Source organism: Flavitalea antarctica (assembly GCF_054461535.1).
Window position 1 is genome coordinate 34,393 of record NZ_JBTLQG010000036.1, and the last position, 24,918, is coordinate 59,310.

At 45.4% G+C, this 24,918-nt stretch carries 25 protein-coding genes; 18 read left to right on the forward strand and 7 right to left on the reverse strand.

What is annotated here, in order from left to right:
• Positions 1-21 precede the first annotated feature (21 nt).
• Positions 22-807: a glycoside hydrolase family 16 protein gene (locus ACX0G7_RS22815; protein WP_458925841.1), complete on the reverse strand. Its 786-nt coding sequence runs from the start codon at positions 805-807 to the stop codon at positions 22-24.
• Positions 808-1,088: 281 nt separating this feature from the next.
• On the opposite strand from ACX0G7_RS22815, the gene hisG reads away from it, so the two are divergent.
• The 4 genes from hisG (at position 1,089) to hisB (ending at position 5,565) form a co-directional block, all read left to right on the forward strand.
• The gene (hisG, locus tag ACX0G7_RS22820; RefSeq protein ID WP_458925842.1) at positions 1,089-1,946 is read left to right on the forward strand and encodes an ATP phosphoribosyltransferase; all 858 of its coding nucleotides are present in this window, start codon (positions 1,089-1,091) and stop codon (positions 1,944-1,946) included.
• A 22-nt stretch (positions 1,947-1,968) separates the two neighbouring features.
• Positions 1,969-3,255, forward strand: coding sequence for a histidinol dehydrogenase (hisD, locus tag ACX0G7_RS22825; protein ID WP_458925843.1), 1,287 nt, complete (start codon positions 1,969-1,971; stop codon positions 3,253-3,255).
• An 85-nt stretch (positions 3,256-3,340) separates the two neighbouring features.
• Positions 3,341-4,423: a histidinol-phosphate transaminase gene (gene hisC / locus ACX0G7_RS22830; RefSeq protein ID WP_458925844.1), complete on the forward strand. Its 1,083-nt coding sequence runs from the start codon at positions 3,341-3,343 to the stop codon at positions 4,421-4,423.
• Between the two features lie 2 nt (positions 4,424-4,425).
• Positions 4,426-5,565 carry a bifunctional histidinol-phosphatase/imidazoleglycerol-phosphate dehydratase HisB gene (gene hisB / locus ACX0G7_RS22835; RefSeq protein ID WP_458925845.1) on the forward strand — a complete coding sequence of 380 codons (1,140 nt, stop codon included), beginning with the start codon at positions 4,426-4,428 and terminating at the stop codon, positions 5,563-5,565.
• 57 nt (positions 5,566-5,622) lie between these two features.
• Here the strand turns inward: hisB and ACX0G7_RS22840 are convergent, their stop codons facing one another.
• Positions 5,623-6,753, reverse strand: coding sequence for an acyltransferase family protein (locus tag ACX0G7_RS22840; RefSeq protein ID WP_458925846.1), 1,131 nt, complete (start codon positions 6,751-6,753; stop codon positions 5,623-5,625).
• Positions 6,754-7,515: 762 nt separating this feature from the next.
• Between ACX0G7_RS22840 and ACX0G7_RS22845 the strand changes: the two genes are divergently transcribed.
• From ACX0G7_RS22845 to ACX0G7_RS22905, 13 genes are all read left to right on the forward strand, one after another.
• Positions 7,516-8,931, forward strand: coding sequence for an anthranilate synthase component I family protein (locus ACX0G7_RS22845; protein WP_458925847.1), 1,416 nt, complete (start codon positions 7,516-7,518; stop codon positions 8,929-8,931).
• Positions 8,932-9,001: 70 nt separating this feature from the next.
• Positions 9,002-9,577: an anthranilate synthase component II gene (locus ACX0G7_RS22850; RefSeq protein WP_458925848.1), complete on the forward strand. Its 576-nt coding sequence runs from the start codon at positions 9,002-9,004 to the stop codon at positions 9,575-9,577.
• A gap of 47 nt (positions 9,578-9,624) precedes the next feature.
• The gene (trpD, locus tag ACX0G7_RS22855; RefSeq protein ID WP_458925849.1) at positions 9,625-10,617 is read left to right on the forward strand and encodes an anthranilate phosphoribosyltransferase; all 993 of its coding nucleotides are present in this window, start codon (positions 9,625-9,627) and stop codon (positions 10,615-10,617) included.
• 85 nt (positions 10,618-10,702) lie between these two features.
• On the forward strand, positions 10,703-11,488 hold the full coding sequence (gene trpC / locus ACX0G7_RS22860; RefSeq protein WP_458925850.1) for an indole-3-glycerol phosphate synthase TrpC: 786 nt from the start codon (positions 10,703-10,705) through the stop codon (positions 11,486-11,488).
• A 56-nt stretch (positions 11,489-11,544) separates the two neighbouring features.
• Positions 11,545-12,177, forward strand: coding sequence for a phosphoribosylanthranilate isomerase (locus ACX0G7_RS22865; RefSeq protein WP_458925851.1), 633 nt, complete (start codon positions 11,545-11,547; stop codon positions 12,175-12,177).
• Positions 12,178-12,184: 7 nt separating this feature from the next.
• The gene (locus tag ACX0G7_RS22870) at positions 12,185-12,703 is read left to right on the forward strand and encodes a GNAT family N-acetyltransferase (RefSeq protein ID WP_458925852.1); all 519 of its coding nucleotides are present in this window, start codon (positions 12,185-12,187) and stop codon (positions 12,701-12,703) included.
• 165 nt (positions 12,704-12,868) lie between these two features.
• Entirely contained in the window at positions 12,869-14,065 is a 1,197-nt protein-coding gene (gene trpB, locus ACX0G7_RS22875) for a tryptophan synthase subunit beta (RefSeq protein ID WP_458925853.1), read from the forward strand.
• A gap of 104 nt (positions 14,066-14,169) precedes the next feature.
• Positions 14,170-14,970 (forward strand): tryptophan synthase subunit alpha, encoded by an 801-nt coding sequence (gene trpA, locus ACX0G7_RS22880; protein WP_458925854.1) that lies wholly within the window; start codon positions 14,170-14,172, stop codon positions 14,968-14,970.
• A gap of 13 nt (positions 14,971-14,983) precedes the next feature.
• A complete protein-coding gene (hisH, locus tag ACX0G7_RS22885; protein ID WP_458925855.1) occupies positions 14,984-15,580 on the forward strand; it encodes an imidazole glycerol phosphate synthase subunit HisH in 597 nt (198 codons plus the stop codon).
• A gap of 11 nt (positions 15,581-15,591) precedes the next feature.
• Positions 15,592-16,308: a 1-(5-phosphoribosyl)-5-[(5-phosphoribosylamino)methylideneamino]imidazole-4-carboxamide isomerase gene (hisA, locus tag ACX0G7_RS22890; RefSeq protein WP_458925856.1), complete on the forward strand. Its 717-nt coding sequence runs from the start codon at positions 15,592-15,594 to the stop codon at positions 16,306-16,308.
• A gap of 4 nt (positions 16,309-16,312) precedes the next feature.
• On the forward strand, positions 16,313-17,074 hold the full coding sequence (gene hisF, locus ACX0G7_RS22895) for an imidazole glycerol phosphate synthase subunit HisF (RefSeq protein WP_458925857.1): 762 nt from the start codon (positions 16,313-16,315) through the stop codon (positions 17,072-17,074).
• Positions 17,075-17,144: 70 nt separating this feature from the next.
• Positions 17,145-17,753, forward strand: a complete 609-nt coding sequence (gene hisIE, locus ACX0G7_RS22900; RefSeq protein ID WP_458925858.1) for a bifunctional phosphoribosyl-AMP cyclohydrolase/phosphoribosyl-ATP diphosphatase HisIE — start codon at positions 17,145-17,147, stop codon at positions 17,751-17,753.
• 56 nt (positions 17,754-17,809) lie between these two features.
• On the forward strand, positions 17,810-18,907 hold the full coding sequence (locus ACX0G7_RS22905; protein WP_458925859.1) for a redoxin domain-containing protein: 1,098 nt from the start codon (positions 17,810-17,812) through the stop codon (positions 18,905-18,907).
• A gap of 100 nt (positions 18,908-19,007) precedes the next feature.
• On the opposite strand, the gene ACX0G7_RS22910 is transcribed toward ACX0G7_RS22905, so the two are convergent.
• From ACX0G7_RS22910 to ACX0G7_RS22920, 3 genes are all read right to left on the reverse strand, one after another.
• Positions 19,008-19,733: a pyridoxine 5'-phosphate synthase gene (locus ACX0G7_RS22910; RefSeq protein WP_458925860.1), complete on the reverse strand. Its 726-nt coding sequence runs from the start codon at positions 19,731-19,733 to the stop codon at positions 19,008-19,010.
• A gap of 177 nt (positions 19,734-19,910) precedes the next feature.
• Complete coding sequence (locus ACX0G7_RS22915) at positions 19,911-20,324, reverse strand: hypothetical protein (RefSeq protein ID WP_458925861.1); 414 nt, start codon at positions 20,322-20,324, stop codon at positions 19,911-19,913.
• 240 nt (positions 20,325-20,564) lie between these two features.
• A complete protein-coding gene (locus ACX0G7_RS22920) occupies positions 20,565-23,048 on the reverse strand; it encodes a TonB-dependent receptor (RefSeq protein WP_458925862.1) in 2,484 nt (827 codons plus the stop codon).
• A gap of 110 nt (positions 23,049-23,158) precedes the next feature.
• Between ACX0G7_RS22920 and ACX0G7_RS22925 the strand changes: the two genes are divergently transcribed.
• Positions 23,159-24,058: a hypothetical protein gene (locus tag ACX0G7_RS22925; RefSeq protein ID WP_458925863.1), complete on the forward strand. Its 900-nt coding sequence runs from the start codon at positions 23,159-23,161 to the stop codon at positions 24,056-24,058.
• 8 nt (positions 24,059-24,066) lie between these two features.
• On the opposite strand, the gene rpe is transcribed toward ACX0G7_RS22925, so the two are convergent.
• Positions 24,067-24,717 carry a ribulose-phosphate 3-epimerase gene (rpe, locus tag ACX0G7_RS22930; RefSeq protein ID WP_458925864.1) on the reverse strand — a complete coding sequence of 217 codons (651 nt, stop codon included), beginning with the start codon at positions 24,715-24,717 and terminating at the stop codon, positions 24,067-24,069.
• A 49-nt stretch (positions 24,718-24,766) separates the two neighbouring features.
• Positions 24,767-24,918, reverse strand: a 152-nt coding sequence (locus ACX0G7_RS22935; protein WP_458925866.1) for a tetratricopeptide repeat protein, incomplete at its 5' end; no start/stop codon positions are given.

Sequence of the window (24,918 nt, forward strand, 5' to 3'; positions counted from 1 at the left end):
CAGCTTTTGGTTATTATATGTTTATTGAAAAACCCTGACATAATCTATTTCCATCCGCACGGGGTAAACAGCGGGATCAACTCCTTTTGCACCACCCCACGCACCACCCACTGCAACATTCAGCAACAGGTGCAGTTTATCATCGAAGGGCCAGGCATCCCTTCCACTGCGTTCATTGGCAAAACTAAAAAAGACCTTGCCATCGACGGCCACTTCTACTTTGTCTGCATTCCAGTTGACACTATACACATGAAAATTTTCCGAGCAGTCATTGAGAAACACGGTATCAGTTTTCTGGGTACCAATACTGTGATGGTACTTTTTTGTATGAACCGATCCATGAATATAACCCTGGTTATATCCAACATGTTCCATGATATCAATTTCCCCATCATCGGGCCACTTCAGTGGCGTTTTGGAACCCAGCATCCAGATTGCCGGCCAGGTACCGCGCCCTTTCGGTATCCGTGCTTTCACCTCGATCCGGCCGTATTTCCAGTCACCTTTACCTTTGCTGACCAGTCGGGCAGAGGTATAATCTTTTCCTTCCCAGGGCTCCTTTCTCGCCTCGATGATCAAATGGCCATTTTCGACTCTGGCATTTTCGGTGCGCCTTGCCGTATAAAACTGGAGTTCCTGGTTGCCCCAGCCATGCCCGCCCACGTCGTAGTTCCATTTCGTGGAATCAGGCAGGCCGGCGTAATTGAATTCGTCCGACCACACTGGTTTTAATTCCTTTCCAGCCGCCTGGCCAATTGAGAAAAACGGGCTTGACAACAAAAATATTAATGGCAAAAAACATCTCATAACCGGTTAACTATTAGTAGCGGAAGATAGCAATTCCTGTCCTTGAGATTTTGGCTATTTTATGTTTGCAGATTAATTTTTTTTTGGTGTAACCGGATTTGCTGTTATTTTTGCGACGCATATGAACAACGCATTATATATCCATCACCACCATGTTTACCTTAAGGGGTAGGCCAGGCGTGTTTTGTTTATACTAAAACCATTGGGCTTACAGGTTGTAAGCCTTTTTTATTTTATGCCTCACGATGAACACCAAGGTGGCATAACCCAAAACAGATATGATGACAAAACTCAGAATTGCGATTCAGAAATCAGGCAGGTTAAATGACGACTCTGTGAAGTTGTTAAAAGATTGCGGCATTGATCTCAAGAATGGTGTGAATAAGCTGAAGACAGAGGCAGATAATTTTCCAATGGAGATATATTTTCTGCGGGATGATGATATTCCTCAATACGTTGAAGACGGAGTCGCTGACATCGGGATTGTAGGGGAGAACGTTGTTTACGAAAAGAACAAAAATATAGAGGTAATCGAACACCTGGGTTTCGGTAAGTGTCGCTTGTCCATTGCCGTTAGCAGGTCCGAAAACTATTCAGGTATAGAATATTTGAGGAATAAAAAAATTGCGACAACCTATCCCGTGATCGTCCAGAAGTTCCTCGATGAAAACCGGATCACCGCGGAAATCCATGAAATCAGTGGTTCGGTTGAAATTGCCCCGGGCATTGGCCTCGCAGATGCCATTGTAGACCTGGTAAGCAGCGGGTCAACCTTGTTTATGAACGGTCTCAAAGAAGTGGAGACCGTGCTTCGGTCAGAAGCAGTGCTGATCAATACCCCCAATCTGTCACCGGAAAAAAAGCAGATCCTCGATAAGTTTCTTTTCAGGATCAGGGCCGTTAAAAAGGCAAAAAACAATAAGTACATCTTGTTGAATGCACCGAACGGTAAGGTCCAGGAAATTATCTCGTTGTTGCCGGGCATGAAGAGTCCGACGGTGTTGCCCCTGGCGGAACCCGGGTGGAGCAGTGTGCACAGTGTGTTAAGTGAAAACGAATTCTGGGATATCATCGAAAAATTAAAAGACGCCGGTGCGCAGGGAATACTTGTTATCCCGATTGAAAAAATGATTCTTTAACCCGTCTGATAAAAGTCAGCTGATGAAACTATATAAATATCCGGTACGTGAACACTGGCCCGCAATCCTCGAGAGGCCATCGTTGCCTGAAAAGGAACTCCGGAAAAAGGTAAATAAGATTCTCAAAAAGGTCAGGAAAGAAGGCGATGAGGCCTTACTAAAATACACAGCCAAATTCGATGGCGTGGAACTTTCCGATTTAGCAGTCAGTGACACTGAAATAGCTGAGGCAGAGGCCATGGTCAGCGAAGATCTGAAACAGGCCATTGCCCTCGCAAAAAAGAACATTGAAACTTTTCATCTTAGCCAGGTCGCATCTCCGGAGACGGTGGATACTATGCCTGGTGTAACATGCTGGCGCAAGTCAGTTGCGATTGAGAGTGTAGGTCTTTATATACCCGGGGGCAGCGCGCCATTGTTTTCTACGATTCTTATGCTCGGTGTACCTGCAGTCATTGCCGGTTGCCGCGAAATAATCCTTTGCTCACCTCCGGCAAAAGACGGAACGATCCATCCTGCAATTTTATATGCGGCAAAACTTGTCGGTGTCACCAGGATATTCAAGCTTGGCGGAGTGCAGGCCATTGCTGCCATGACTTTCGGATCTGAATCGGTTCCCCGGGTTTCAAAAATTTTTGGTCCCGGCAACCAATATGTAACGCTGGCTAAACAAATGGTCCAGCAACACGGTGTGGCCATCGATATGCCTGCCGGTCCCAGTGAAGTGGCAGTTTATGCAGATGAGTCAGCAAAAGCTGCTTTTGTTGCCGCCGATCTTTTATCGCAGGCGGAGCATGGGCCCGATAGCCAGGTTGTCCTGGTCACCCATGCAGTTTCGCTGGTGGAAGAAACAACCAAACAACTGCAGGAGCAGTTGGTGAAGCTTAACAGGCAATCCATCGCGCAGCAGGCATTGGAAAACAGTAAAATTTTACTGGTAAGGGATGAAACCGAAGCGCTGGAAGTATTGAATCTTTATGCTCCTGAACACCTGATATTGAATTGTGCATCCGCCGGAACCATGGCTGAAAAAGTTATAAATGCGGGCTCTGTTTTTATCGGGCCATGGTCACCCGAAAGCGTTGGCGATTATGCCAGTGGTACGAACCATACCCTGCCAACAAATGGTTACGCAAAGGCTTATAGTGGCGTGAGTGTCGATAGTTTTGTAAAAAAGATCACGTTTCAGCGACTGTCATTTGATGGCTTGAAAGCGATAGGAAACGCGGTTACTGTTATGGCGGAGGCCGAAGGCCTGGACGCTCATGCAAAGGCGGTAACCATCAGGCTCGAGCATCATGATGCCTGATCTTCATCCTTTCAACATCAAACCTACTTACAACAAATTTCATCGGCCTGAAGTTCTCAGCAGATGAAATAATAAATAATCAATAATGAGTTTCGATCTCAACAACATACTTCGGGAAAATATTAAAAAGCTCGTCCCCTATTCCTCTGCCAGGGACGAGTTCAGTGGTGAAGCCAGTGTTTATCTCGATGCCAATGAAAATAGTTTTGGTTCGCCGCTGACACGCTGGTATAACCGTTACCCCGATCCATTGCAGCGAAAAGTGAAAGCAAGACTCGGTGAGATAAAAGCCTTGTCACCTGAAAACATATTCCTGGGCAACGGAAGCGATGAGTGTATCGATATCCTGTACCGGGCCTGCTGCGATCCTGGCAAAGACAATGTCATTATCTGCCCTCCAACCTATGGTATGTACGAGGTGAGCGCGAATATCAATGATGTGAAGGTTAAGAAAGTGCTTTTACTGCCTAATTTTCAACTGGACCTTCCATCTATCGAAGCAGCGGTGGATGACAACACAAAAATGATCTTTATCTGCTCTCCGAATAATCCCACCGGCAATGCGATTGATCGCAGTGATATAGAAATTATCCTGAACAATTATTTTGGTCTCGTGGTACTGGATGAAGCCTATATCAACTTCTCTCGATTCAGATCCTTTTCACAGGAACTAAGCGATTATCCAAACCTGGTTATCCTGCAAACATTATCCAAAGCCTGGGGTTTGGCGGCACTAAGAGTTGGGATGGCCTTTGCTTCAGCGGAGATAATCGGAGTGATGAACCGGATCAAACCACCTTACAATATCAACCAGGCATCACAGGAGCTGGTGTTGAAATCCCTTGAGGAGGTGGAACAGGTGAACCAGATGATCAGGGATATAGTCGAACAGCGGGAAGTCTTAAGAAAATCATTGGAACTCATCGATGGTGTTGAAAAGATCTATCCTTCAGACGCCAACTTCCTGCTTGTCAAAATCCGCAACGCAAGATCGCTTTATGAATTCCTGTTAACAAAAGGAATCGTGGTAAGGGATCGCAGTAACGTAACTTTATGTGAGGGATGTTTGCGCATCACGGTTGGTACCGCAGCCGAAAATGCTACCCTGGTATCAGCTATAAATTCGTTTATGAACCAACCATCAAATCACACAAGTCTTAAAGCTTAACAATGAAAAGAATTTTATTTATAGATCGTGATGGCACAATCATCAATGAGGCTCCGCCAACTTACCAGCTTGACTCATTTGATAAACTGACCTTCTATCCGCATGTATTCGAATATCTCGGGATGATTGCCCGTGATTTTGACTATGAACTGGTGATGGTTACTAACCAGGATGGTATGGGTACAGCTTCTTTCCCTGAGGAGACTTTCTGGCCGCTGCATAACCTCGTCATGAAATCAATGGCGGGTGAAGGCATTCATTTTAGTAATGTACTCATCGACCGCACCTTTCCTGCAGACGCAGCCCCGACGCGCAAGCCGGACATTGGTATGCTGACTGCTTATCTTAATAACGATGAATACGATATTGAAAATTCATTTGTGATAGGTGACCGGATCACCGACGTTCAACTTGCCAAAAACCTCGGCTGTAAGGCAATCTGGCTGAACAATGATCCGAACCTGGGCTCAGGAGAGATAAAAGATAAATCCGATGAATTGAATGGCGTTGTGGCGCTGGAGACCAGCGAATGGAAAAAGGTGTATGAGTTTTTGCGCCTTGGTCTTCGTAAGGTGGTGCATGAAAGAAACACCAATGAAACCCAGATCAAGATTGAGTTGAATATCGATGGAACCGGCAAAGCAAAGATCTTTACCGGTATCGGATTTTTTGATCACATGCTTGAACAGATCGCCCGCCATGGAAAGTTGGATCTTACTATTCGTACCAATGGTGATCTTCATATCGATGAACACCATACTATTGAAGATACGGGCATAGCACTGGGAGAGGCGTTTGCGCAGGCACTGGCTGACAAACGTGGGATGGAAAGATATGGTTTTGCCCTTCCTATGGATGAAGCCGAAGCAAAAGTGCTGATCGATTTCGGTGGTCGCAACTGGATAGTGTGGGACGCTTCATTCAAAAGAGAATTTATCGGCGAAATGCCGACTGAGATGTTCTTTCATTTCTTCAAGTCTTTTTCGGACGCGGCAAAATGCAATCTGAATATAGAATGCAAAGGTGAAAACGAACACCATAAGATCGAAGCAATATTCAAGGCTTTCGCTAAGGCTATACGCATGGCCGTAAAACGCGACCCGTTGAGTAATTATCTTCCTTCTACCAAGGGAACGATTTGAATGTAGTGGAGAGTGATGAGTTATGAGGGATGAGTGAGTTTGGAGTGAGTTTTGAGTTTAGACCCGGAAAAAAATCTTTTTCCGGTACAGAAAATAGCAAATTAACCATTCGAGGGTAAAGATCAGGAGGCAGGTAATAACATTCATCAGCAGGGTGGGGGTGTTGATGAGAGACATTAAGCCATTGCTGATGGCTGCCACATAGCCGTTGAACCATCTTGATCCAACGATCTCGAAAAAGAGGTAGATGAAAATAGAATTCATTCCGACTATCGTAAAAAACTTCAGGTATTTTTTGTGATCAAGTATGTCGATCCACCAGTAACAGGTCGCAAGTGCCCATAAACACCAGCCTAGTGAGGCCAGGGTGAAGGAAGTGGTTGCAATTCGTTTGATGATTGGCGTTATACCTGCCAGGTCCAGTCCGTAGCCGGCTACAAGGCATACCGCACCTGCAATAAACAAAGGGGCAACTTTTTTCTGGTTACCCAGCAATATTTTTCCCACCATAGCCCCTGCGATGGTATGAACCGCGGTAGGAATACAATTGATGGCCACCCATCCGCCCCTGTTGATCTTGTTCATCAGCTGCAGATCCATCCAATTGCCAAAATTATGCTGGTCAACGAAGGGCTGGTCGAACCCGGGTATATTGGTGAAACGATATAATATCTCTGTAAGCAATAAAAGCCCGATACAAACGAGCAACTGGGCCCTGAACGACCAGTTAAAAATCAGGAAAGCAACCAGTGTTGTAAATGACAGCTGGGTAAGTACATCCCATAGTTCAAAGGCCAGCCCGTTTTTTTTCACCGCATAATCAAGTACTCCCCAGAAGAAGAGCCAGCCTGATCTTTTGAGGGCTTTACGGAATGAGGTTCCCCAGCTGACGCCCCTGGCCTGCTGGCTATGTATAGAATAAGCCATCGCGGTTCCCGCTATGAACATAAACCCCGGCTGAACCAGGTCCCAGAATCGCAGGCCGTTCCATGGATGGTGTTCAAATTGTATCAGCAGATTATTTATGGCCGAACCTTCCGTGGCATTGACCAGTTGTCCGTATAAGCCTGTACTTTCCAAAGCAAGCAGTACCATAATAAACCCCCTCAAAAAGTCAAGCGAAAGCAGTCTCTGGGAGGAAATCAATGCCTGAGGTTTTGATGTTACCAGCCTTTCAGTCGTTAGCATGTTTAGCAGCAATTTTGATCGTTCATGAAATATACGAATGAAATCTTCACAAACGCCCACAACCATAAGCACCGCGTCCTCATTCGTAGTGCGGTGGCAGAAGTCTCTTGCTATTTCACAACCTTCCCGCTTGCCCCTGTACTACGTAGGTGGACTGCGTCCGCCGAAGTAGTACTGGGGTAAAAGTCTCTTGCTATTTCACAACCTTCCCGCTTGCCACCGTACTCCGAAGGTGGACCGCGCCCGCCTACGTAGTACGGGGGCAGAAGTCTCTTACTATTTCACAATCCCGCTTGTCACCGTATCACAAAGGTGGACCGCGTCCGCCGAAGTAGTGCGGTGGCACAAGTCTCTTGCTATTTCACAACCTTCCCGCTTGCCCCCGTACTACGTAGGAGGACCGCGTCCGCCGAAGTAGTGCGGTGGCACAAGTCTCTTGCTATTTCACAACCTTCCCGCTCGCCCCCGTACTACGTAGGAGGACCGTGTCCGCCGAAGTAGTACGGGGGCAGAACCATCTTTCTATTAATCAACCCACCAGTGTGCCCCCGTACTACGTAGGAGGAAATAAATTTGCAATTTTCAATATTCTCCCACATCTTTGCCGGGCAATGAATAATCAGGTCAATAATCAACAGTGGTGGTGGCATACAAACTCCAATCGGGGCAGGTAATGCTATTACTGTGTTATATATAACATATTAAGCCCCGGGTACTCCTCGGGGTTTTTTTATTTACAGCCATTAACAATTTTATCCGTTTATGAAGAGGATTGCGATAGACACAGGGTATAAAAAAATTTTGTCAGACGTCCACACACCCGTTGGCATTTACCTCCGCCTGAGGGACCGTTTCCGCGACACCATCCTCCTGGAAAGCACCGATTTTCATGTTGCCGAAAACAGCTTCTCCTTTATCTGCATCAACGCCATTGCCGGTATCGAGATCACACCGGATAATAAGGTCGAGACCAAATTCCCCGGCGATGTACCCCGGAAACAGTCCTTAGAAAAAAATGCAACCGTGGCTGGTCTTGTATGGAATTTCATGCAAAATTTTGAAATTGTACCGGCTGCTGATAAACCGGTAAGAGCCGGGCAGGGCTTATTCGGATATACCAGCTTCGACGCAGTTCAATATTTCGATTCGGTAAAGTTTCAGAAAAGAGAAGGTATCAACAGCATCCCTTTGATGAGGTATCGGTTGTACCAGTACGTTATCGTTATCAATCACTTCAAAGATGAACTGTTCATTTGCGAGAACAAAATAAAAGGGCTGGAATCTGATGTGGCTGTTATTGAATCCCTGATCAGGAGTCGTGATGTGCCGGTATATCCTTTCCGCCCCAAAAATGCGGAGACCTCCAACATGCAGGATGCCGATTATATTGAGATGGTGGAGAAAGGAATACAGAGTTGCCTGAGAGGTGATGTTTTTCAGATCGTGCTCAGTCGCAGGTTCCAGCAGTCGTTCACCGGCGATGAGTTTAATGTTTATCGTGCGCTCCGCAATATCAACCCGTCACCCTATTTATTTTTCTTTGATTATGGTGATTATAAGCTGATGGGTTCCTCACCTGAATCACAGCTGATCATTCAGAATGGTCGCGCCGTTGTGCACCCGATCGCCGGCACATTCAAAAGAACAGGCGAAGATGCACTGGACCAGGAGATGGCAGAATTGTTACTTGCAGATGCCAAGGAAAATGCGGAGCACGTGATGTTGGTCGACCTCGCAAGAAATGACCTTAGCCGCCTGTGTGATGACGTCTCGGTTAACTATTACCGTAAGGTTCAGTATTATTCGCATGTTATTCACCTTGTCTCAGAGGTGACGGGTACGGTGCGAAAGGATACAAATCCATTTGAATTGCTGGCAGTAACATTTCCCGCGGGAACCCTTAGCGGTGCTCCCAAGTTTAAAGCTATGGAACTGATTGATGGATACGAACCCACGCAGCGCAGTTATTATGGCGGCTGCCTCGGTTTTATGGGATTTGACGGCAGTTGTAATCATGCCATCATGATCCGGAGTTTTCTGAGCCGCGATAATACCCTGTTTTACCAGGCGGGTGCCGGGGTGGTGGCTGCAAGTAAACCGGAGAGTGAGTTACAGGAAGTGAACAACAAACTTGGTGCGTTGAAGAAGGCGATCATTGCGGCAGCGGAGATTTCATGATACGAGCTCACTGCATCGATGCCAGGTCACTGCATCTTTATTTGAAAAATTAAACCTATAAATAGTTTTTGTGACTAAGATTCTTGTTTTTGATAATTACGATTCATTCACCTACAACCTGGTTCACCTTGTTGAGAAGATCACGCATACGAAGGTGGAGGTTTTTCGTAATGACCAGATACCGCTGGAGAATATCAACCGCTTCGATAAAATTATCTTATCACCGGGCCCGGGTATTCCCGAAGAGGCGGGGTTACTATTGCCGGTGATCCGGGAATATGCTGCTTCCAAATCCATCCTGGGTGTTTGTCTTGGCCACCAGGCAATCGGCCAGGCTTTCGGTGGGTCGCTGATCAACCTGTCGACCGTTTATCATGGCGTCGCTACTCCGATCAGGTTAAAAAAACAGGTCAGGTCGAGGCTCTTCGATGAACTGGGTGAAACTCTCGAAGTAGGTCGCTACCATAGTTGGGTGGTATCACCGGAAAACTTTCCAAAGGAACTGGAAATAACCGCAGTAGATGACCTGGATTATATAATGGCCTTGCAACACAAGAACTATGACGTGCAGGGTGTGCAGTTTCATCCGGAATCGGTGCTTACGCCGGCCGGTGAAACGATTATAAGGAACTGGCTCCGGCAGTAATGCCCGGTTATTATGCATCCTGAAACACTGACTTAATACAACATATAGTGAAAAAAATACTCTTATATCTCTTCGAACACAAAACGCTTTCAAGGGCCGAGGCTAAAGACATTCTGGTCAACATATCGAAAGGTTTGTATAATGAAACGGAGATTACTTCGTTTGTAACGGTATTCCTGATGAGGAGTATAACGATAGCGGAACTTGAAGGATTCAGGGATGCTTTGCTTGAGTTATGTGTTAGTGTAGATCTTAATGGATATGAGACCATGGATATTGTAGGTACCGGTGGCGACGGAAAAAATACATTCAATATCTCCACTTTGTCTTGTTTTGTAGTTGCCGGCACGGGTCAAAAGGTAGCGAAACATGGGAACTACGGAGCCACATCAATCAGCGGCGCATCAAACGTGATGGAATTACTGGGATACCAGCTCAAAAATCGTCCGGACAAACTAAAAAGGGAAATCGAAGAATCAAACTTCTGTTTCCTGCATGCACCCCTTTTTCATCCTGCACTCAAGGCTGTCGGGCCCATCAGGAAAAACCTGGGCATCAGGACGTTCTTTAATATGTTGGGACCAATGGTAAATCCGGCGGCACCTGCTTTCCAGTTGGTGGGTGTTTACAACCTGGAGATGGCAAGGATCTATAATTATCTTTTACAGCAGACCGGCAGGTCGTTTACCATCATTCATGGTCTCGATGGCTATGATGAAATTTCGCTGACAAATGATACCAAGGTTATCACAAATCAGGGCGAAAGGGTGATGACTCCCGAACAACTCGGCAAAAGGTCTGTTTCTGCGATGGATATTTATGGGGGTAATACAGCGGAAGATGCTGCCAGGATCTTTGTAAAGATCCTGAAAGGAGAAGGTTCATGGGCGCAGAATGCTGTTGTTATTGCCAACGCGGCAATGGCGCTATCCTGTACAGGTAAATACAAGGACTATGAATCATCTTATAATGCAGCGGTACAAAGCCTGGAAAGCGGGCGGGCTTTTGAATGTTTTAATAAACTGATCGCATTGCAATAGCAAGCCTGACTACGTCGGCCAAACCGGCTTATAGTTTACATTTGAAACCTATATAAAAACCAAATAATAGAAAACCGGAACATCAATGAACATTTTAGATGCGATCATAAAGCAGAAAAGAACTGAAGTAGCAGAAAAACAAAAACTGATACCTGTTGATGAAGTAAAACAAAGCGAATATTTCACCAGGCAGGTATTGTCAATGAAAGAGTCTTTGCTCGATCCGTCAAAAACCGGGATTATAGCTGAATTCAAAAGAAAGTCTCCGTCAAAAGGAAATATCAACCAGGTGGCGGATGTAGTTAATGTGACAGAAGCATACACGAGAAACGGTGCCTCAGCTTTATCGGTGTTAACAGATGAACATTTTTTCGGTGGAAGTCCAAATGATCTTGTAAGAGCAAGAGTGAATAATCTGCCGATCATTCGTAAAGATTTTATTATTGATGAATACCAGATCGTGGAGTCAAAAGCAATGGGTGCCGACGCCATTTTGCTTATCGCAGCCTGTTTGTCGCCGCTGGAAGTGAAACAACTGGCGGAGTTCGCGGTACTGATCGGGCTCGAAGTGTTGTTGGAATTGCATGATGAATCCGAACTTGAACATATCTGTGACAAGATTGATCTCGTGGGTATCAATAACCGTAACCTGAAAACATTTGATGTTGATATTGACCGCAGCCTGGCAATGGCCGCAAAGATTCCATCAGATAAAATAAAAATTGCCGAAAGCGGTATCAGCACCGTAGAAAACATCCGCCTGTTTCGCAGGAATGGATTTAGTGGATTTCTGATCGGGGAAAACTTTATGAAACAGGAAAATCCCGGTGCCGCTTTTGAACAATTCGTTACATTGTTGAGGAGTAATTAACTTAGTTGAAAGCCGGTTGCCTGCCAGCATATACCGTCAATTAAAAAGCCCTCACTATGAGAATAAAAGTTTGCGGGATGACACAACCCGAACAAGTGGATCAGCTGGCGGAAATGGGAATGACCTTTGCCGGGTTTATTTTCTATCCAAAAAGCCCCAGGTATGTTTTCAAATACATGACCTCAACCCAGATCAGGAAAGAGAACAACATCAATAAAGTGGGTGTTTTTGTGAATGCCAGTGCTGAGGAAGTGTTACACATGGTTGACGAATGTCGTCTCCAGATGGTACAGTTGCATGGCGATGAAACCCCTAAGTTCTGTGAAAAGATTGCAGATTATGTTTCGGTGGTGAAGGCATTCCGGTTAAGCGACAATGATAATATTCAATGGATGATCCGCCCTTATATGGAGATGTGTGATATGTTCATGTTTGATACAATAGGTGCGGGCTACGGGGGAACCGGAAAAAAGTTTGACTGGAACCTGATAAAGGATGAAAACATTGGAAAACCTTTTTTTCTCAGTGGGGGTATTGAACCGGGAGATGAAGAAAAGCTTAAGCAATTTGAAACGGAACCTGCAGGTAAAGCTTTGTTTGCCATTGATGTGAACAGCAAGTTTGAAACCAGCCCGGGCGTAAAAGACATGGATAAACTGCGGGAATTTGCAAAAAAATTAAACGGCTAATGTTTGTATGATCACAATCCGATTGGCATCTGATGAAGATTTACCGGCTATACTGGAGATCTATAATGATGTAATCATTCATACGACTGCAGTTTTTCAATATACCATTCATACACCAGCAATGCGAAAAGAATGGTTCGAAACAAAAAAGGAGCAGGGTTTCCCGGTTTTTGTTGCTTTGGAAGACGACGTGATTGCCGGGTTCAGTACTATTGGCTGGTTTCGGGCCTGGCAGGCTTATAAGTATTCAGTTGAAAATTCAGTATATGTAGATAGCAGATTTCGTGGCAGGGGAATAGGGAAAAAATTACTGCAACCGTTGATTGAATCAGCCAGAACGATGAATATGCACACCATTGTTGCTGGTATAGAAGCCGCAAATATTGAAAGTATTAAACTGCATGAACAATTTGGTTTCAGGGAAGTGGCCCATTTCAGGGAAGTAGGATTTAAATTCGGACGTTGGCTCGACTTAAAATTTTTACAACTGCTACTGGATACACCTGCTGACCCGAAGGACGGATAATAAACGGTTTGATCTTAACCCCAAAACTTTAACCGACAAAACGGAAACAGGGATGCCGGTCCTGCTGCCATAGTTCACAGGCCTGACCCTGAAATCGAGTATAACATCAGTCTGGTAAAAACTATTTAAAGTCCGGGCCCGGAGTCATTTAATAAAACGATTAGTATGAGTACAAAGAGTGTGAGTTTTCAACAACCGGATACAAGAGGATATTATGGCGATTTTGGTGGGGCATACATTCCTGAAATGCTTCATCGCAATGTGGAGGAACTACGTAGCCGGTACCTTGATATCATCGAGGAAAAATCTTTTCAAAAACAATTCCGCGCACTGCTTAAAGATTATGTGGGCAGACCAACGCCGCTGTATTTTGCTGAGCGCTTAAGTAAAAATTACAAGACACAGGTTTATCTTAAACGGGAGGATCTTTGTCATACCGGGGCACATAAGATCAACAATACGATTGGCCAGATCCTGCTTGCGGAAAAGCTTGGTAAAAAAAGGATAATTGCCGAAACAGGTGCCGGTCAGCATGGCGTGGCAACGGCTACCGTTTGCGCATTAAAAAATGTTGAGTGTATCGTGTACATGGGTAGCCGCGATATCGAACGCCAGGCACCAAATGTAGCCAGGATGAAAATGCTTGGTGCAAAGGTGATACCTGCCACCAGCGGGAGCCAGACCTTAAAAGATGCCACTAATGAAGCAATAAGGGACTGGATCAATAATCCTTCGGATACACATTATATTATCGGTAGTGTAGTTGGTCCACATCCATACCCGGATATGGTAGCAAGATTTCAAAGCGTTATCAGCGAAGAAATACGGTGGCAGCTAAAGGAGCAAACAGGCTCGGAGCTACCAACACATGTAATTGCCTGCGTGGGTGGAGGCAGTAACGCTGCCGGCACATTTTATCATTTCCTCGATGAGAAGAAGGTAGAGTTGATTGCGGTAGAAGCTGCAGGTCACGGCATCACTTCGGGTATGAGTGCTGCAACAACCCAGCTTGGAAAAGCAGGCATATTACATGGAAGCAAAAGCCTGGTTATGCAAACTGATGACGGGCAGGTTGTGGAGCCTCATAGTATTTCCGCGGGACTTGACTACCCGGGCATCGGACCACTGCATGCGAACCTTTTTGTTTCAGGGCGTGGCCGGTTCCTCAGTGCAACGGATGATGAATCCCTTGAGATGGCTTTCGAGATAGCAAAAACGGAAGGGATCATCCCGGCCCTTGAGTCAGCTCATGCTTTTATGGCTCTCCGCAAATTATCATTCAAAGAAAGCGATCGCGTGGTGATCTGTCTTTCCGGCCGGGGCGATAAGGACATGGCTACTTATATGAACCATATTGGGTAGGACCGGAGCTTGCCTTGCGGCCGGGTCGTACAACCGCAGTAAATTTGCACCCGCCCTCCTTAGGATGGCAGAGTTTTAGTTGACTGACAAAAACAAAATATAAAATGAACAGGCTCGAATCTTTATTTCAGCGAAAAACAAAAAACATCCTGAATGTTTATTGTACCGCCGGATTTCCACTTCCTGAAAGTACAGTTGAAGTAATGATGGCGCTGGAAGCAGGTGGTGCTGATATCGTAGAACTCGGCATGCCATATAGTGATCCCCTGGCCGACGGCCCGGTGATCCAGGCAAGCAGCAGTGTTGCCCTTGCAAACGGAATGACCATAACTAAACTGTTTGATCAGCTGAGGGGTTTCAGGCAGCAGGTACACATTCCCGTTATATTGATGGGATATATGAATCCTGTTCTGCAATTTGGGTTTGAGAGGTTTTGTCAGCAGGCAGCTGCAGTAGCCGTCGATGGGTTGATTATTCCTGATCTTCCGATATATGAATATGAATCCGAGTATGGCGCGATGGTCCGGAGATACGGATTGAATTTTATTTTTCTGATCACGCCTGAAACCAGCGAAGAACGGATAAGGAAAATTGACGAGTTGTCTACCGGGTTTATCTATGCAGTATCATCATCCTCTACCACAGGGTCCGATAAAAAGATGGATGATGTGGAAGCCTACCTGGTGCGCCTGCAGAAAATGAAGTTGAAGAATCCTATCCTCGTCGGCTTTGGTATCAAGGACAGGCAAACCTTCGAGTCTGCATGCAGCCACGCAAACGGTGCCATAATTGGTTCAGCATATATCAGCGCTCTCCAAAAAACGGGCGAGGTAAAAGAAACTACCGCCGCCTTTTTGGAAGGTGTAATCGGAAAGCCAACGGCTCCATCTGTTAACCTATCATAGTAATAATAAATCAATGAGTCTTGTTATCATAAAATATAATGCGGGTAATATACAATCCGTTTTATATGCCCTTGAGCGTATCGGCGTAGAAGCAAAAGTGACTGATGACCATGATGAAATATTCAGGGCTGAAAGGGTCATCTTCCCTGGTGTAGGAGAGGCCAGTTCCGCAATGAAATATCTCCGCGAACGCGGATTACATAAAGTACTAAAAAGCCTGGAACAGCCCGTACTTGGGATCTGCCTTGGTATGCAACTGATGTGCACATACAGCGAAGAAAACAAAACCGATTGCCTTGGGATCTTCGATGAGAAGGTAAAAAAGTTCCAGGATGGCTTGCCGGATCTGAAAGTGCCACAGGTTGGCTGGAACAATATTTACGATCTGAACAGTCCGCTCTTCGAACAGGTACCGGAAGATGCCTTTTGTTATTTTGTGCATGGCTATTATGCACCCCTTGGTCGTGATACCATCGCGACTACAAACTATACAACGCCTTATAGCTCTGCCCTTCAAAAAAATAATTTCTACGGGGTTCAGTTTCACCCTGAGAAAAGTGCAAATGCAGGCGAACAGATTCTCAGAAATTTTTTAAAGATCAGCATCTAAATAATCAATTCATGCAAATCATACCGGCCATAGATATTATTGACGGGAAATGTGTCAGGCTCACGGAAGGAGATTACAGCCAGAAAAAAATTTATAATGAAAGGCCCCTGGAAGTGGCTCTGCGTTTTGAAGATGCAGGAGTAGAGCGACTACACCTCGTTGACCTGGACGGCGCAAAAGCAGGGGCAGTTAAAAACTGGAAGGTGCTGGAAACAATTGCAGCAAAAACAAAACTGGTTATAGACTTCGGTGGTGGCATCAAGACCGCTAATGATGTAAACATTGTACTGAGCTCTGGTGCGGCTATGGCAACTGTCGGAAGCATAGCAGTGAAAGACGAAGAAGAATTTGTGAGATGGTTGAAACATTACGGGGCTGACAAGTTTTTGTTGGGTGCAGATGTGAAAAATGAAAAAATAGCAGTAGGAGGATGGCTCGAAACGACCAATATCTGGATCTATGATTTTATCCAGAAATATCTTGAGCATGGCGTAAAACAAATATTCTGTACGGATGTAAGCAAAGACGGCAAACTTGAAGGTCCTTCGCTTTCATTATATACTACGATCATCACCCAGTTTCCTAATCTTGACCTGATAGCAAGTGGTGGCGTCAGCTCAATGGAAGATCTTGACCAATTAAAAGATATCGGTTGTAAGGCCGCAATTGTTGGTAAGGCTATTTATGAAGGACATATACGGCTTGAAGACTTAAAATTTGTAATCTGATCCTATGCTGGCAAAACGTATCATTCCATGTCTTGATATCCGTGACGGAAGAACCGTCAAAGGGATCAATTTCGAAAGCATAAGGGATGCCGGTGATCCGGTTGAACTCGGCTCACTGTACGCCAGGGAAGGCGCTGATGAACTGGTATTTCTTGATATCACAGCGACAAATGAAAAACGTAAAACGCTGAGCGAGCTGGTTAACCGCATCGCTCATCATATTAATATCCCTTTTACCGTCGGTGGCGGCATCGGGAGCATTGAAGATGTCCAGGTTCTTTTACAGAATGGAGCAGACAAGATCTCTGTAAACACGGCGGCCTTTCGCAACCCAAAGCTGGTTTATGAACTCGCCAGGGAATTCGGCAGCCAGTGCGTGGTGCTGGCTATAGATACCCGGCAGGAAGATGACGGAGAATGGTATGTATATCTCAACGGAGGTAAAATAAAAACGGAAACCACCTGTATCGACTGGGCGAAGCAGGCTGTATCACTGGGGGCAGGAGAAATTCTGCTCACATCTATGAATCACGATGGCACAAAAAAAGGATTTGCACTCGACATAACCCGCAGGGTGGGGGAGCAGGTGTCCGTCCCCGTTATAGCTTCCGGAGGTGGTGGCGCTATGGAGCATTTCACTGATGTATTTAAACAGGCTAAGGCCGACGCTGCTCTTGCCGCCAGCATATTTCATTTTAAGGAGATTTCAATTCCGGAATTAAAAGGATATTTGCAAAAAGAAGGAATCGGCATCCGTCCTGTATAAAGGGGATCGGGCTGCACCTTCAATAATTAAGGCCCGGACGCTTTCGATCAGGCATAATAACATCACAAGCATGCTAAATATAGACTTCAAAAAATATGTTGACGGCCTTGTCCCTGCTATAGTCCAGGACTACCGCACCCACAAGGTTTTAATGCTTGGCTTCATGAATGAAGAGTCCATGAAAAAAACGATGTCAGAGGGAAAGGTGACTTTTTATAGCCGCAGCAAAAAACGTCTCTGGACAAAGGGTGAAGAAAGCGGGAACTTCCTTAATCTGAAAGAAATATCGGGCGATTGTGACCAGGACACGCTCCTGATCAAGGCCGTCCCGACGGGCCCGGTCTGTCATACAGGCGCCGATACCTGCTGGAGCGAGAAAAATCATCCCGATGACTTCCTGTACCAGCTGGAAGACATCATCAACATCCGTAAAAACAGCGAGGATAAAAACTCTTATGTAAGGAGCCTTTTTGCCAAAGGGATCAACAAAATTGCGCAAAAGGTTGGGGAAGAAGCAGTTGAGGTAGTGATTGAAGCCAAGGATAACAATGACGAACTGTTCCTGAGCGAATCAGCGGATCTGTTGTTCCATTATTTGGTTTTGCTTAACGCTAAAGGATATAATTTACAGGATGTTGTTAACGTTTTACAGGAACGTCACGCAGTAAAAAAACACTGACAGGCAACATAACCAGGGAATGGGTGTTATGTGTTCGTGTCTCAAAATATGATAATATGAAGTTTGTTCTTGTCGCCATTTTATCTCTCCCGCTTATAACCTTCGGTCAGAAAAGCCCGGGAGCCGGTTTTGAAATTACAGGTTCTGTAACAGCGCTTCCGGATCAATCAAAGGTAAGCGTGACTGACATAAACAACCCGACTGATACCCTGGCCAGGGCGGTAATATCGAAAGGGGCATTTGTGCTGAAAGGTGTCATGAAGGAACCGAACCTGGTGCAGCTTAATTTCGATGGCGCTCAAAAAAAATCCGTTCTTTTTATCGGGAACGAAAAGATTGCTGTATCGGGTGACGCTTCCAATATCCAGGAACTGACCGTTAAGGGATCCCCGATCCACAATGACTTCATGAGTTTCCAGCAGATATTTAATCCATTATTCAAAAGACTGTCAGAACTCAACGTAAAGGTTTCCTCAAATCCCTCCATCGATAGAAATGATTCGGTGATGATCAACTACACTGCCCAGTTCAAAAAAATACAGGCTGCGGTTGACAAATTCATTACCGAAAAAAAATCTTCACCTCTTAGTGCATTTGTACTGGTTGTAACCAGCGAATTGGAACAGGACTTTGCGATCCTTGAAAAACGCTACAACAGTATAGCCCCAGAGTACCAGCAAGGGTTTTATGGGAAAATCGTGAAGCAGCAAATTGAAGAATCAAAAGTAGGTGCGATTGGCTCGGAAGCCATCGCCTTTACCCAGAATGACACTACCGGTAAGCCGGTATCACTGGCTTCTTTCAGAGGTAAATATGTGTTACTGGATTTCTGGGCCAGCTGGTGCCGCCCGTGCCGCATGGAAAACCCTAATGTAGTAGCGGCGTTTAATAAGTTTAAGTCGAAAAATTTTACTGTGCTTGGTGTCTCACTCGATAAGGCAAAAGAACCCTGGCTCGAAGCCATCAAAGCTGATCAACTGGCCTGGACCCAGGTAAGTGACCTTAAATTCTGGCAAAACGAAGTGGCCATGAAATACCGGGTACAGGGAATACCCCAGAACTTTCTTATCGGCCCCGATGGAAAGATAGTTGGTAAAAATCTTCGCGGTCCCCAACTGGAATCCAAACTATGTGAATTGCTCGGTTGCAACTAGAATTGCCTGTTCTTAAAGCCAGCATTGCTTTCGTTGCAATGATAATGGTAAAGTCACAGTTTGAATAATCGGGTGGCGGTTACAGGTACCGTGTAAATACTCACTGTTGGGTTTGCAGTTGTCTCTTATAGAGCTGGATCACGTTTTCAAATCCCAGGTATAAAGCATCGCAGACTATAGCATGACCGATAGACACTTCCATCAAACCTGGAACCTCCGCAGCAAAATAGGCCAGGTTATCCAGGTCAAGGTCATGGCCGGCATTAATGCCAAGGTTAAACTCCATAGCTTTTTTCGCCGCCAGTACATATGGAGCAACAGCCTGCACCCGGTTGCGGTGATAGTTTCTCGCATATCCTTCAGTGTAAAGTTCAATCCTGTCAGTCCCGGTTTTTGCAGCGCCCTCCACCATCCTGAGATCAGGATCCACAAATATGGAAGTTCTTATCCCGGCTGATTTAAATACCCCGGTCATTTCCCTGAGATAATCCGCATGCATGATCGTATCCCAGCCATGGTTGGAAGTGATCTGTCCTTCGGCGTCAGGTACAAGTGTTACCTGGTCGGGTTTCACTTCAAGGACAAGGTCAACAAACTTTTGTTCCCGGCAATTGCCTTCTATATTGAATTCTGTGGTAATGATCTTTTTGATGTCCCTCGCATCCTGGTAGCGGATATGTCTTTCATCGGGCCGTGGATGAATAGTGACCCCATCGGCGCCGAAACGTTGTGCATCGACGGCAGCTTTGGTTACGTCCGGATTATTTCCCCCGCGGCTGTTGCGAAGTGTTGCAAATTTGTTGATGTTGACACTTAAATGAATCATTCAGCAAAACTAAAACATGTCGATAAATACCCGCAATTCTATTTCACGTATAAAAAAACAAAAGGAGCCCTGCAGCTCCTTTTTACCTATTGATTGCTATGTGTGTGTTGATATATCTACCGGTATTGGCCCATCATCGCGCTGATCCTGCTATATGGTGCCGGAGTGATTTATTTTTTATCCAACCTCTTTACGTAAATGGGTGGCAAACAATACCCTTGCTTCGGAGTCTATCAGGTCAACAAAATAAGTACCGCCGCTTAATGAATTGAGTTCATTGATGGTGGTCACGTTGGTCCCCTTAACAAGATACCAGCTGAACATTTTCACGATGCGGTTGTCCATATCGAACATTCTCACGATCGTATGCCTGCTTTGTTCGCAAACAACATCCAGCGTAATAGAAGTAAAAAATGGGTTGGGTCTGGCAATTACTTTAGTAATCATAAAAGGCGTTTTCTCGGGTTCGGGATTGAGTTCTTGGGACGTATGGGTTGGGTTGTTTGCTTCGTTCTCTAAGCCAGGATTACCCTTACCTGAATCGCTGTTTTTCTGCTGATTTATCCTGCTAAGTATTTCTGAAGTTTTCACTGGGTTTCCTGTTTGACGGGTATGTTGCCAACAGAGTGCCACGCTTACAAGTAAATGACATACAATGGTTTATGGGGTTTTTGGTTAATGTTTTCTTCCCGATTTGGGATGAATACTGACGGTTTTGGGAATAGGCATCCCTCATAACAAGATGATGAGAAATTTTCTTAAACGCAAATGGATGGAACGGGAAAAATTTTTTAGCGACCTGCCAGGGGAGTCAGGAGACGCCTGGAACGATCAGAACCTGGCGATTAACTTGAGGTTCAGCAAACGTGGCGTAAGGCGATTGGGCAGCGAGTACACGGTATTGGAGAAGTCCTTGATCAGCATGTATGAGATGGTATTGTCGCGGTCAATCAGGTTGAACACTTCCAGCGTGGCCCAGATGTTCTCAAAGTTCCGGAAAGGATTGTGACTTCTGCGGTTCGATTTTTCACTGTCGAGCAGCAAGGCGCTGAATCCAACATCAACTCTTATATAAGGTTCAATGATCAGTCCGTTCCGGTATTTGACGCTGTTGGGAATGTTGTAAGGCAGGTTAGAGCCGTATATAAAATTCAGGAAGACCTTGAAGTTTTTGTTGGTCGAAAGATAATCCTGCAGGAACATACCAAAAGTGATGAGCCGGTCATTTGGTCTCCTGACCCATCCGCCTTCCATCTTTATGCTGTCTGTCGGTTTGTTATTATCATCAAGCGTATAGTCGTAATAGTGGTCATTTTCAATATCCTCCCGGGTTCTCATAAAACCAAGACTTACCCAGCTTTCAGCATCTTTTACGAGCTCCCCGAATAATCGCATTTCGAGTCCGGCTGCATAGGCCCTGGCACTGTTTTCTCCGTAGTAACGCAACCTTACATTATCCACATCATATGGAACCACGTCCCACAGGTGTTTATAATAAGCTTCTACGGTAAAACGAAAAGGCCGGTTAATATACTTAAAGCTGTGATCGAATCCACCCGTTACCTGCCAGCTTTTCTGGGCTTTTAGTTCCGTATTTACGGTGCCATCATATCGTCTGAGTTCACGGTAAAAAGAAGGCTGTTGATAGATGCCACCTGCGAGTCGGAAGATGACGTCTTTTTTCCAATTATATGGTGTCCAGGCAAGGCCCGCCCTTGGAGATATCAGCCATTCCTTGTTTAAGGTATTGTAAGTATAACGTATTCCGGCCTGCATACTCAGACCGGAGGAATCGCTGAAAGAAATATTATCCTGCACATAACCGCTCAGCCTGGTGAGGTCAAGGTCAGCCTGCGACTTTATGACATTATTTAAATTTAGTACGGCCGGGTTATACGGCAGGCTGTAACCCGCCGAATCCTGGAACTCCCATTCATTCAGTTTGTCTTTTATTGATTGCCGGTCAACCGACTGTCCCCATTGGAAATAATGATTTCCCTTATCCAGCGATCCTTTGTGACTGGCATTCCAGACTGCGATATTCAGGCGGTTACGGGCGAAGTCCTGGTAAACACCCGATCCAAGTGGGTTTGTGATCAACCCGAAGTCAGACTGGGTTTTATCAAATTCCCGATCGCCAAAAAGATAGGTACCGGAGATGTCAATCGACTCACTTTCTTCATTTTCAAACCTGCTAAGCATCCATTTTAAACGGAGATTGCTTTTTGGCTGATGAGAATAGGCGAAACCAGCCATGGTCGTGAGATACCTGTCTTCTTCCCTTCCTTCAAAATAGATATCAAGGCCAAGATTTGCCGTGTACAATGGCGAGAATACCGACGATGTGAGCTGGCTGAATGCGGGTTGAAGTTTAAATTTTGTTTGCGAAATGTTTCCCAGGAATTCTATGCTGCTCGTAGTGCTTAACTGGTAGGTCAGAAGCGCCTGGAGGTCCGAAGACGATGGCACGTAATTACCCTGTGTTTCCTGGCTGGAAAGCAGGTTTCTGTTGGTGCGGTTACGCACGCCGACAAGATAACTGAATTTGTTGTTTTTCGTAAGGCCTTCCAGGTGAAGCCCCTGTTCCAGCATCCCTATATAAGCAGAACCGCCAAATCGCTTTGGTTTACGATATTGAATATCGAGGACTGAAGAAAGCTTGTCACCATATCTTGCCTGGAATCCGCCGTTATAGAAATTCACGTTACGCGTAAGTTCCGGGTTAATAAAACTCAGTCCTTCCTGCTGACCACTTTTTACCAGGTATGGACGAAAAACCTCGAAATCGTTCACATAGACGAGGTTTTCATCATAGCTGCCTCCCCGGACAGAGTATTGGGAACTCAGCTCATTATTGGAACCTACCAACACTTTGATCATACCTTCTATTCCGCCGGTCGGAGACGGGATATTGATGGCGTTTTTCGGATTTAATACCACCAGGCCTGCCTCCCTCCTTTGTCTCTGGTCAGTCACTACCACGGAATCAAGTGCTGCTACCCCGGGTTCCATGCGCACAGTAATAAATTCCTGCTCACCTGCACTCAGGAGAAAGTTTCGTTGCTCGGATTTGTACCCTGCAGAAGTAAACACCAAGGCAATAGCCTTATCAGAGGGAACGGAGATTATAAATGTGCCTGAATCAGAAGTGAGGACGCCTGTCTGTTTGCCTAAAAGGGAAACTGAAACCTTCCCAAGTGGATTTTCGTTAACATCAATTACTTTTCCGTTTATATAGGCTTGCTTTTTCTGCGCGGCGGCCGGCTGCGAATCAAAAACAAACAGTATCAGAAATAAAAAAGGTAGAAATCTCATAATTGTCTGTTCGACAACGTTATTGGTAGTGCAAATAAGATAATAAAACAGAAAAAGCACTATTTTATTTTGCCATGGCGCCGTTTGAAAAAACTATATATTCTGGGCAATTGAAAAACCTCCTGTTCCTGCTGATAGCATTTAGCGGCTTTTCGTGCAATGACGAAGCAGCTGTTTCTGAAACCACGCGTTCGAAAAAGAAAAAATCGAATTTCGTTTTCCGCGAACGGATGATCAGGGGAGATGATACAGCAATGATTCATCTTCGCGCAAACGTGGAAGCGGTTCTGGCCCAACACTGGTTTTTGGATGACCTGGAAGCTGTGTCGGATGACAGACTGGTTTGGAAAGATGGAAACGGATCCAGGCTTTTTCCCTCGTTGAATCTTTTTCCGGATTCAACGGCGCTGGAAGACCCCAGGGGCGTTTTGAAACCGGCAACCTGGCACCGGGTAGTCGCCGACAAGATAAACACCATCATAATGAATTACGGGGATGATCAGATCCGCGCTTACCGTATCAGGGAACTGTCGTTACGGAACCTCACCATCAGCTGGAAAGAAGGAAAGGATAGTTTCTGGATCAAATACCGCTCCGATGGCATGGCACACCAGGATATGAAAAACGACCCGTATTATCCGGCGAATAATTTGTGGCGGATAAAACCTGGCCGAAAAGAAACAGAAACGGAGATCCGTCAGAGAGTAAAAGACTGCATACGTTTTTACGCACTATACTACCGTGACCATATCAAGCGCAAAAAAAAGGTGATTGAATTTCTTGGATTACCGGAGATCTTCAGGTGGTACAACGGCGGGATCGGCCTGCCCATGAAAGGAGACATCAGTGACACATGGGTGGAGTGTTTTTATAACAGGAGCCAGGCAGAAAAGGGATATGACATCCTCAAAAATCTGATAGAGGTTTATGAGTTCGATTGGCCAACCGGCACGCCGGGCTGGCATTACCGCACACACTCTGTGCTTGAGCAGATGCATGAAAAGTTATAACGATATGCTCAATTGATTTCCGATAGTTTACTGATAGTTTCAAGCGGATCCTTAGCGTTAAAAACTGTACTGCCTGCTACCAGCACATTGGCACCCGCATCAACGATGGATTTTGCATTCTCAAGATCCACACCGCCATCAATTTCGATATCTACATTCAGATTTCTTTCATTGATCATACTTCGCAGTTGGTGTATTTTGTAAAGCGTGCGTGATATAAAGCGCTGACCGCCAAAGCCCGGATTTACGCTCATCATACAAACCAGGTCTATGTCTTCAAGAATATCGTCCAGCAATGTTACCGGTGTGTGTGGGTTAACTGCAACGCCGGCCTTCATGCCAAGTGATTTGATCTGCTCAATATTCCGGTGAAGATGAACACAGGCTTCGAGGTGGATGATTAAAGTGTTGGCACCGGCTTCATAAAACGAATGAATATATTTTTCAGGCTCTACTATCATCAGGTGTACTTCAGAGACTTTTTTATTGATTTTGGTAACCTGTTGAATCACCGGGATCCCGAAGCTGATATTGGGCACAAACCGGCCATCCATAACGTCAAGGTGTAACCGATCTGCCCGGCTTTGATTTACCATGTTGCAAACGTCCTCAAGGTGTAGGAAATCAGCGGCGAGCAGTGAAGGAGCAATCAATGCCATAATACAATTTTGTTATGAAGATAGTGGAAATTGAAAGTGGAATAGGGTCTTACGAATTGCGCAGACGTTTTATCCTGTCACCCGCTTCTCTAAAAGTTCTGTCAAGGCTCAGTGCGCGTTGATAGTTTTCCACCGCCTTATCATTATCGTTCATCGCTTCATAACATCGCCCTATCCAGAAATATCCGTCGGCATTGGTGT

Bases quoted from the DNA above. Each gene is read 5' to 3' on its own strand.
- trpC (WP_458925850.1), top strand. From the start codon at position 10,703: ATGAACATTTTAGATGCGATCATAAAGCAGAAAAGAACTGAAGTAGCA.
- trpB (WP_458925853.1), top strand. From the start codon at position 12,869: ATGAGTACAAAGAGTGTGAGTTTTCAACAACCGGATACAAGAGGATAT.
- rpe (WP_458925864.1), bottom strand. From the start codon at position 24,717: ATGGCATTGATTGCTCCTTCACTGCTCGCCGCTGATTTCCTACACCTT.
- ACX0G7_RS22905 (WP_458925859.1), top strand. From the start codon at position 17,810: ATGAAGTTTGTTCTTGTCGCCATTTTATCTCTCCCGCTTATAACCTTC.
- hisH (WP_458925855.1), top strand. From the start codon at position 14,984: ATGAGTCTTGTTATCATAAAATATAATGCGGGTAATATACAATCCGTT.
- trpA (WP_458925854.1), top strand. From the start codon at position 14,170: ATGAACAGGCTCGAATCTTTATTTCAGCGAAAAACAAAAAACATCCTG.
- hisF (WP_458925857.1), top strand. From the start codon at position 16,313: ATGCTGGCAAAACGTATCATTCCATGTCTTGATATCCGTGACGGAAGA.
- ACX0G7_RS22840 (WP_458925846.1), bottom strand. From the start codon at position 6,753: ATGCTAACGACTGAAAGGCTGGTAACATCAAAACCTCAGGCATTGATT.
- hisA (WP_458925856.1), top strand. From the start codon at position 15,592: ATGCAAATCATACCGGCCATAGATATTATTGACGGGAAATGTGTCAGG.
- ACX0G7_RS22815 (WP_458925841.1), bottom strand. From the start codon at position 807: ATGAGATGTTTTTTGCCATTAATATTTTTGTTGTCAAGCCCGTTTTTC.
- hisG (WP_458925842.1), top strand. From the start codon at position 1,089: ATGACAAAACTCAGAATTGCGATTCAGAAATCAGGCAGGTTAAATGAC.
- hisC (WP_458925844.1), top strand. From the start codon at position 3,341: ATGAGTTTCGATCTCAACAACATACTTCGGGAAAATATTAAAAAGCTC.
- hisD (WP_458925843.1), top strand. From the start codon at position 1,969: ATGAAACTATATAAATATCCGGTACGTGAACACTGGCCCGCAATCCTC.
- ACX0G7_RS22845 (WP_458925847.1), top strand. From the start codon at position 7,516: ATGAAGAGGATTGCGATAGACACAGGGTATAAAAAAATTTTGTCAGAC.
- ACX0G7_RS22865 (WP_458925851.1), top strand. From the start codon at position 11,545: ATGAGAATAAAAGTTTGCGGGATGACACAACCCGAACAAGTGGATCAG.
- ACX0G7_RS22920 (WP_458925862.1), bottom strand. From the start codon at position 23,048: ATGAGATTTCTACCTTTTTTATTTCTGATACTGTTTGTTTTTGATTCG.
- ACX0G7_RS22870 (WP_458925852.1), top strand. From the start codon at position 12,185: ATGATCACAATCCGATTGGCATCTGATGAAGATTTACCGGCTATACTG.
- hisB (WP_458925845.1), top strand. From the start codon at position 4,426: ATGAAAAGAATTTTATTTATAGATCGTGATGGCACAATCATCAATGAG.
- hisIE (WP_458925858.1), top strand. From the start codon at position 17,145: ATGCTAAATATAGACTTCAAAAAATATGTTGACGGCCTTGTCCCTGCT.
- ACX0G7_RS22910 (WP_458925860.1), bottom strand. From the start codon at position 19,733: ATGATTCATTTAAGTGTCAACATCAACAAATTTGCAACACTTCGCAAC.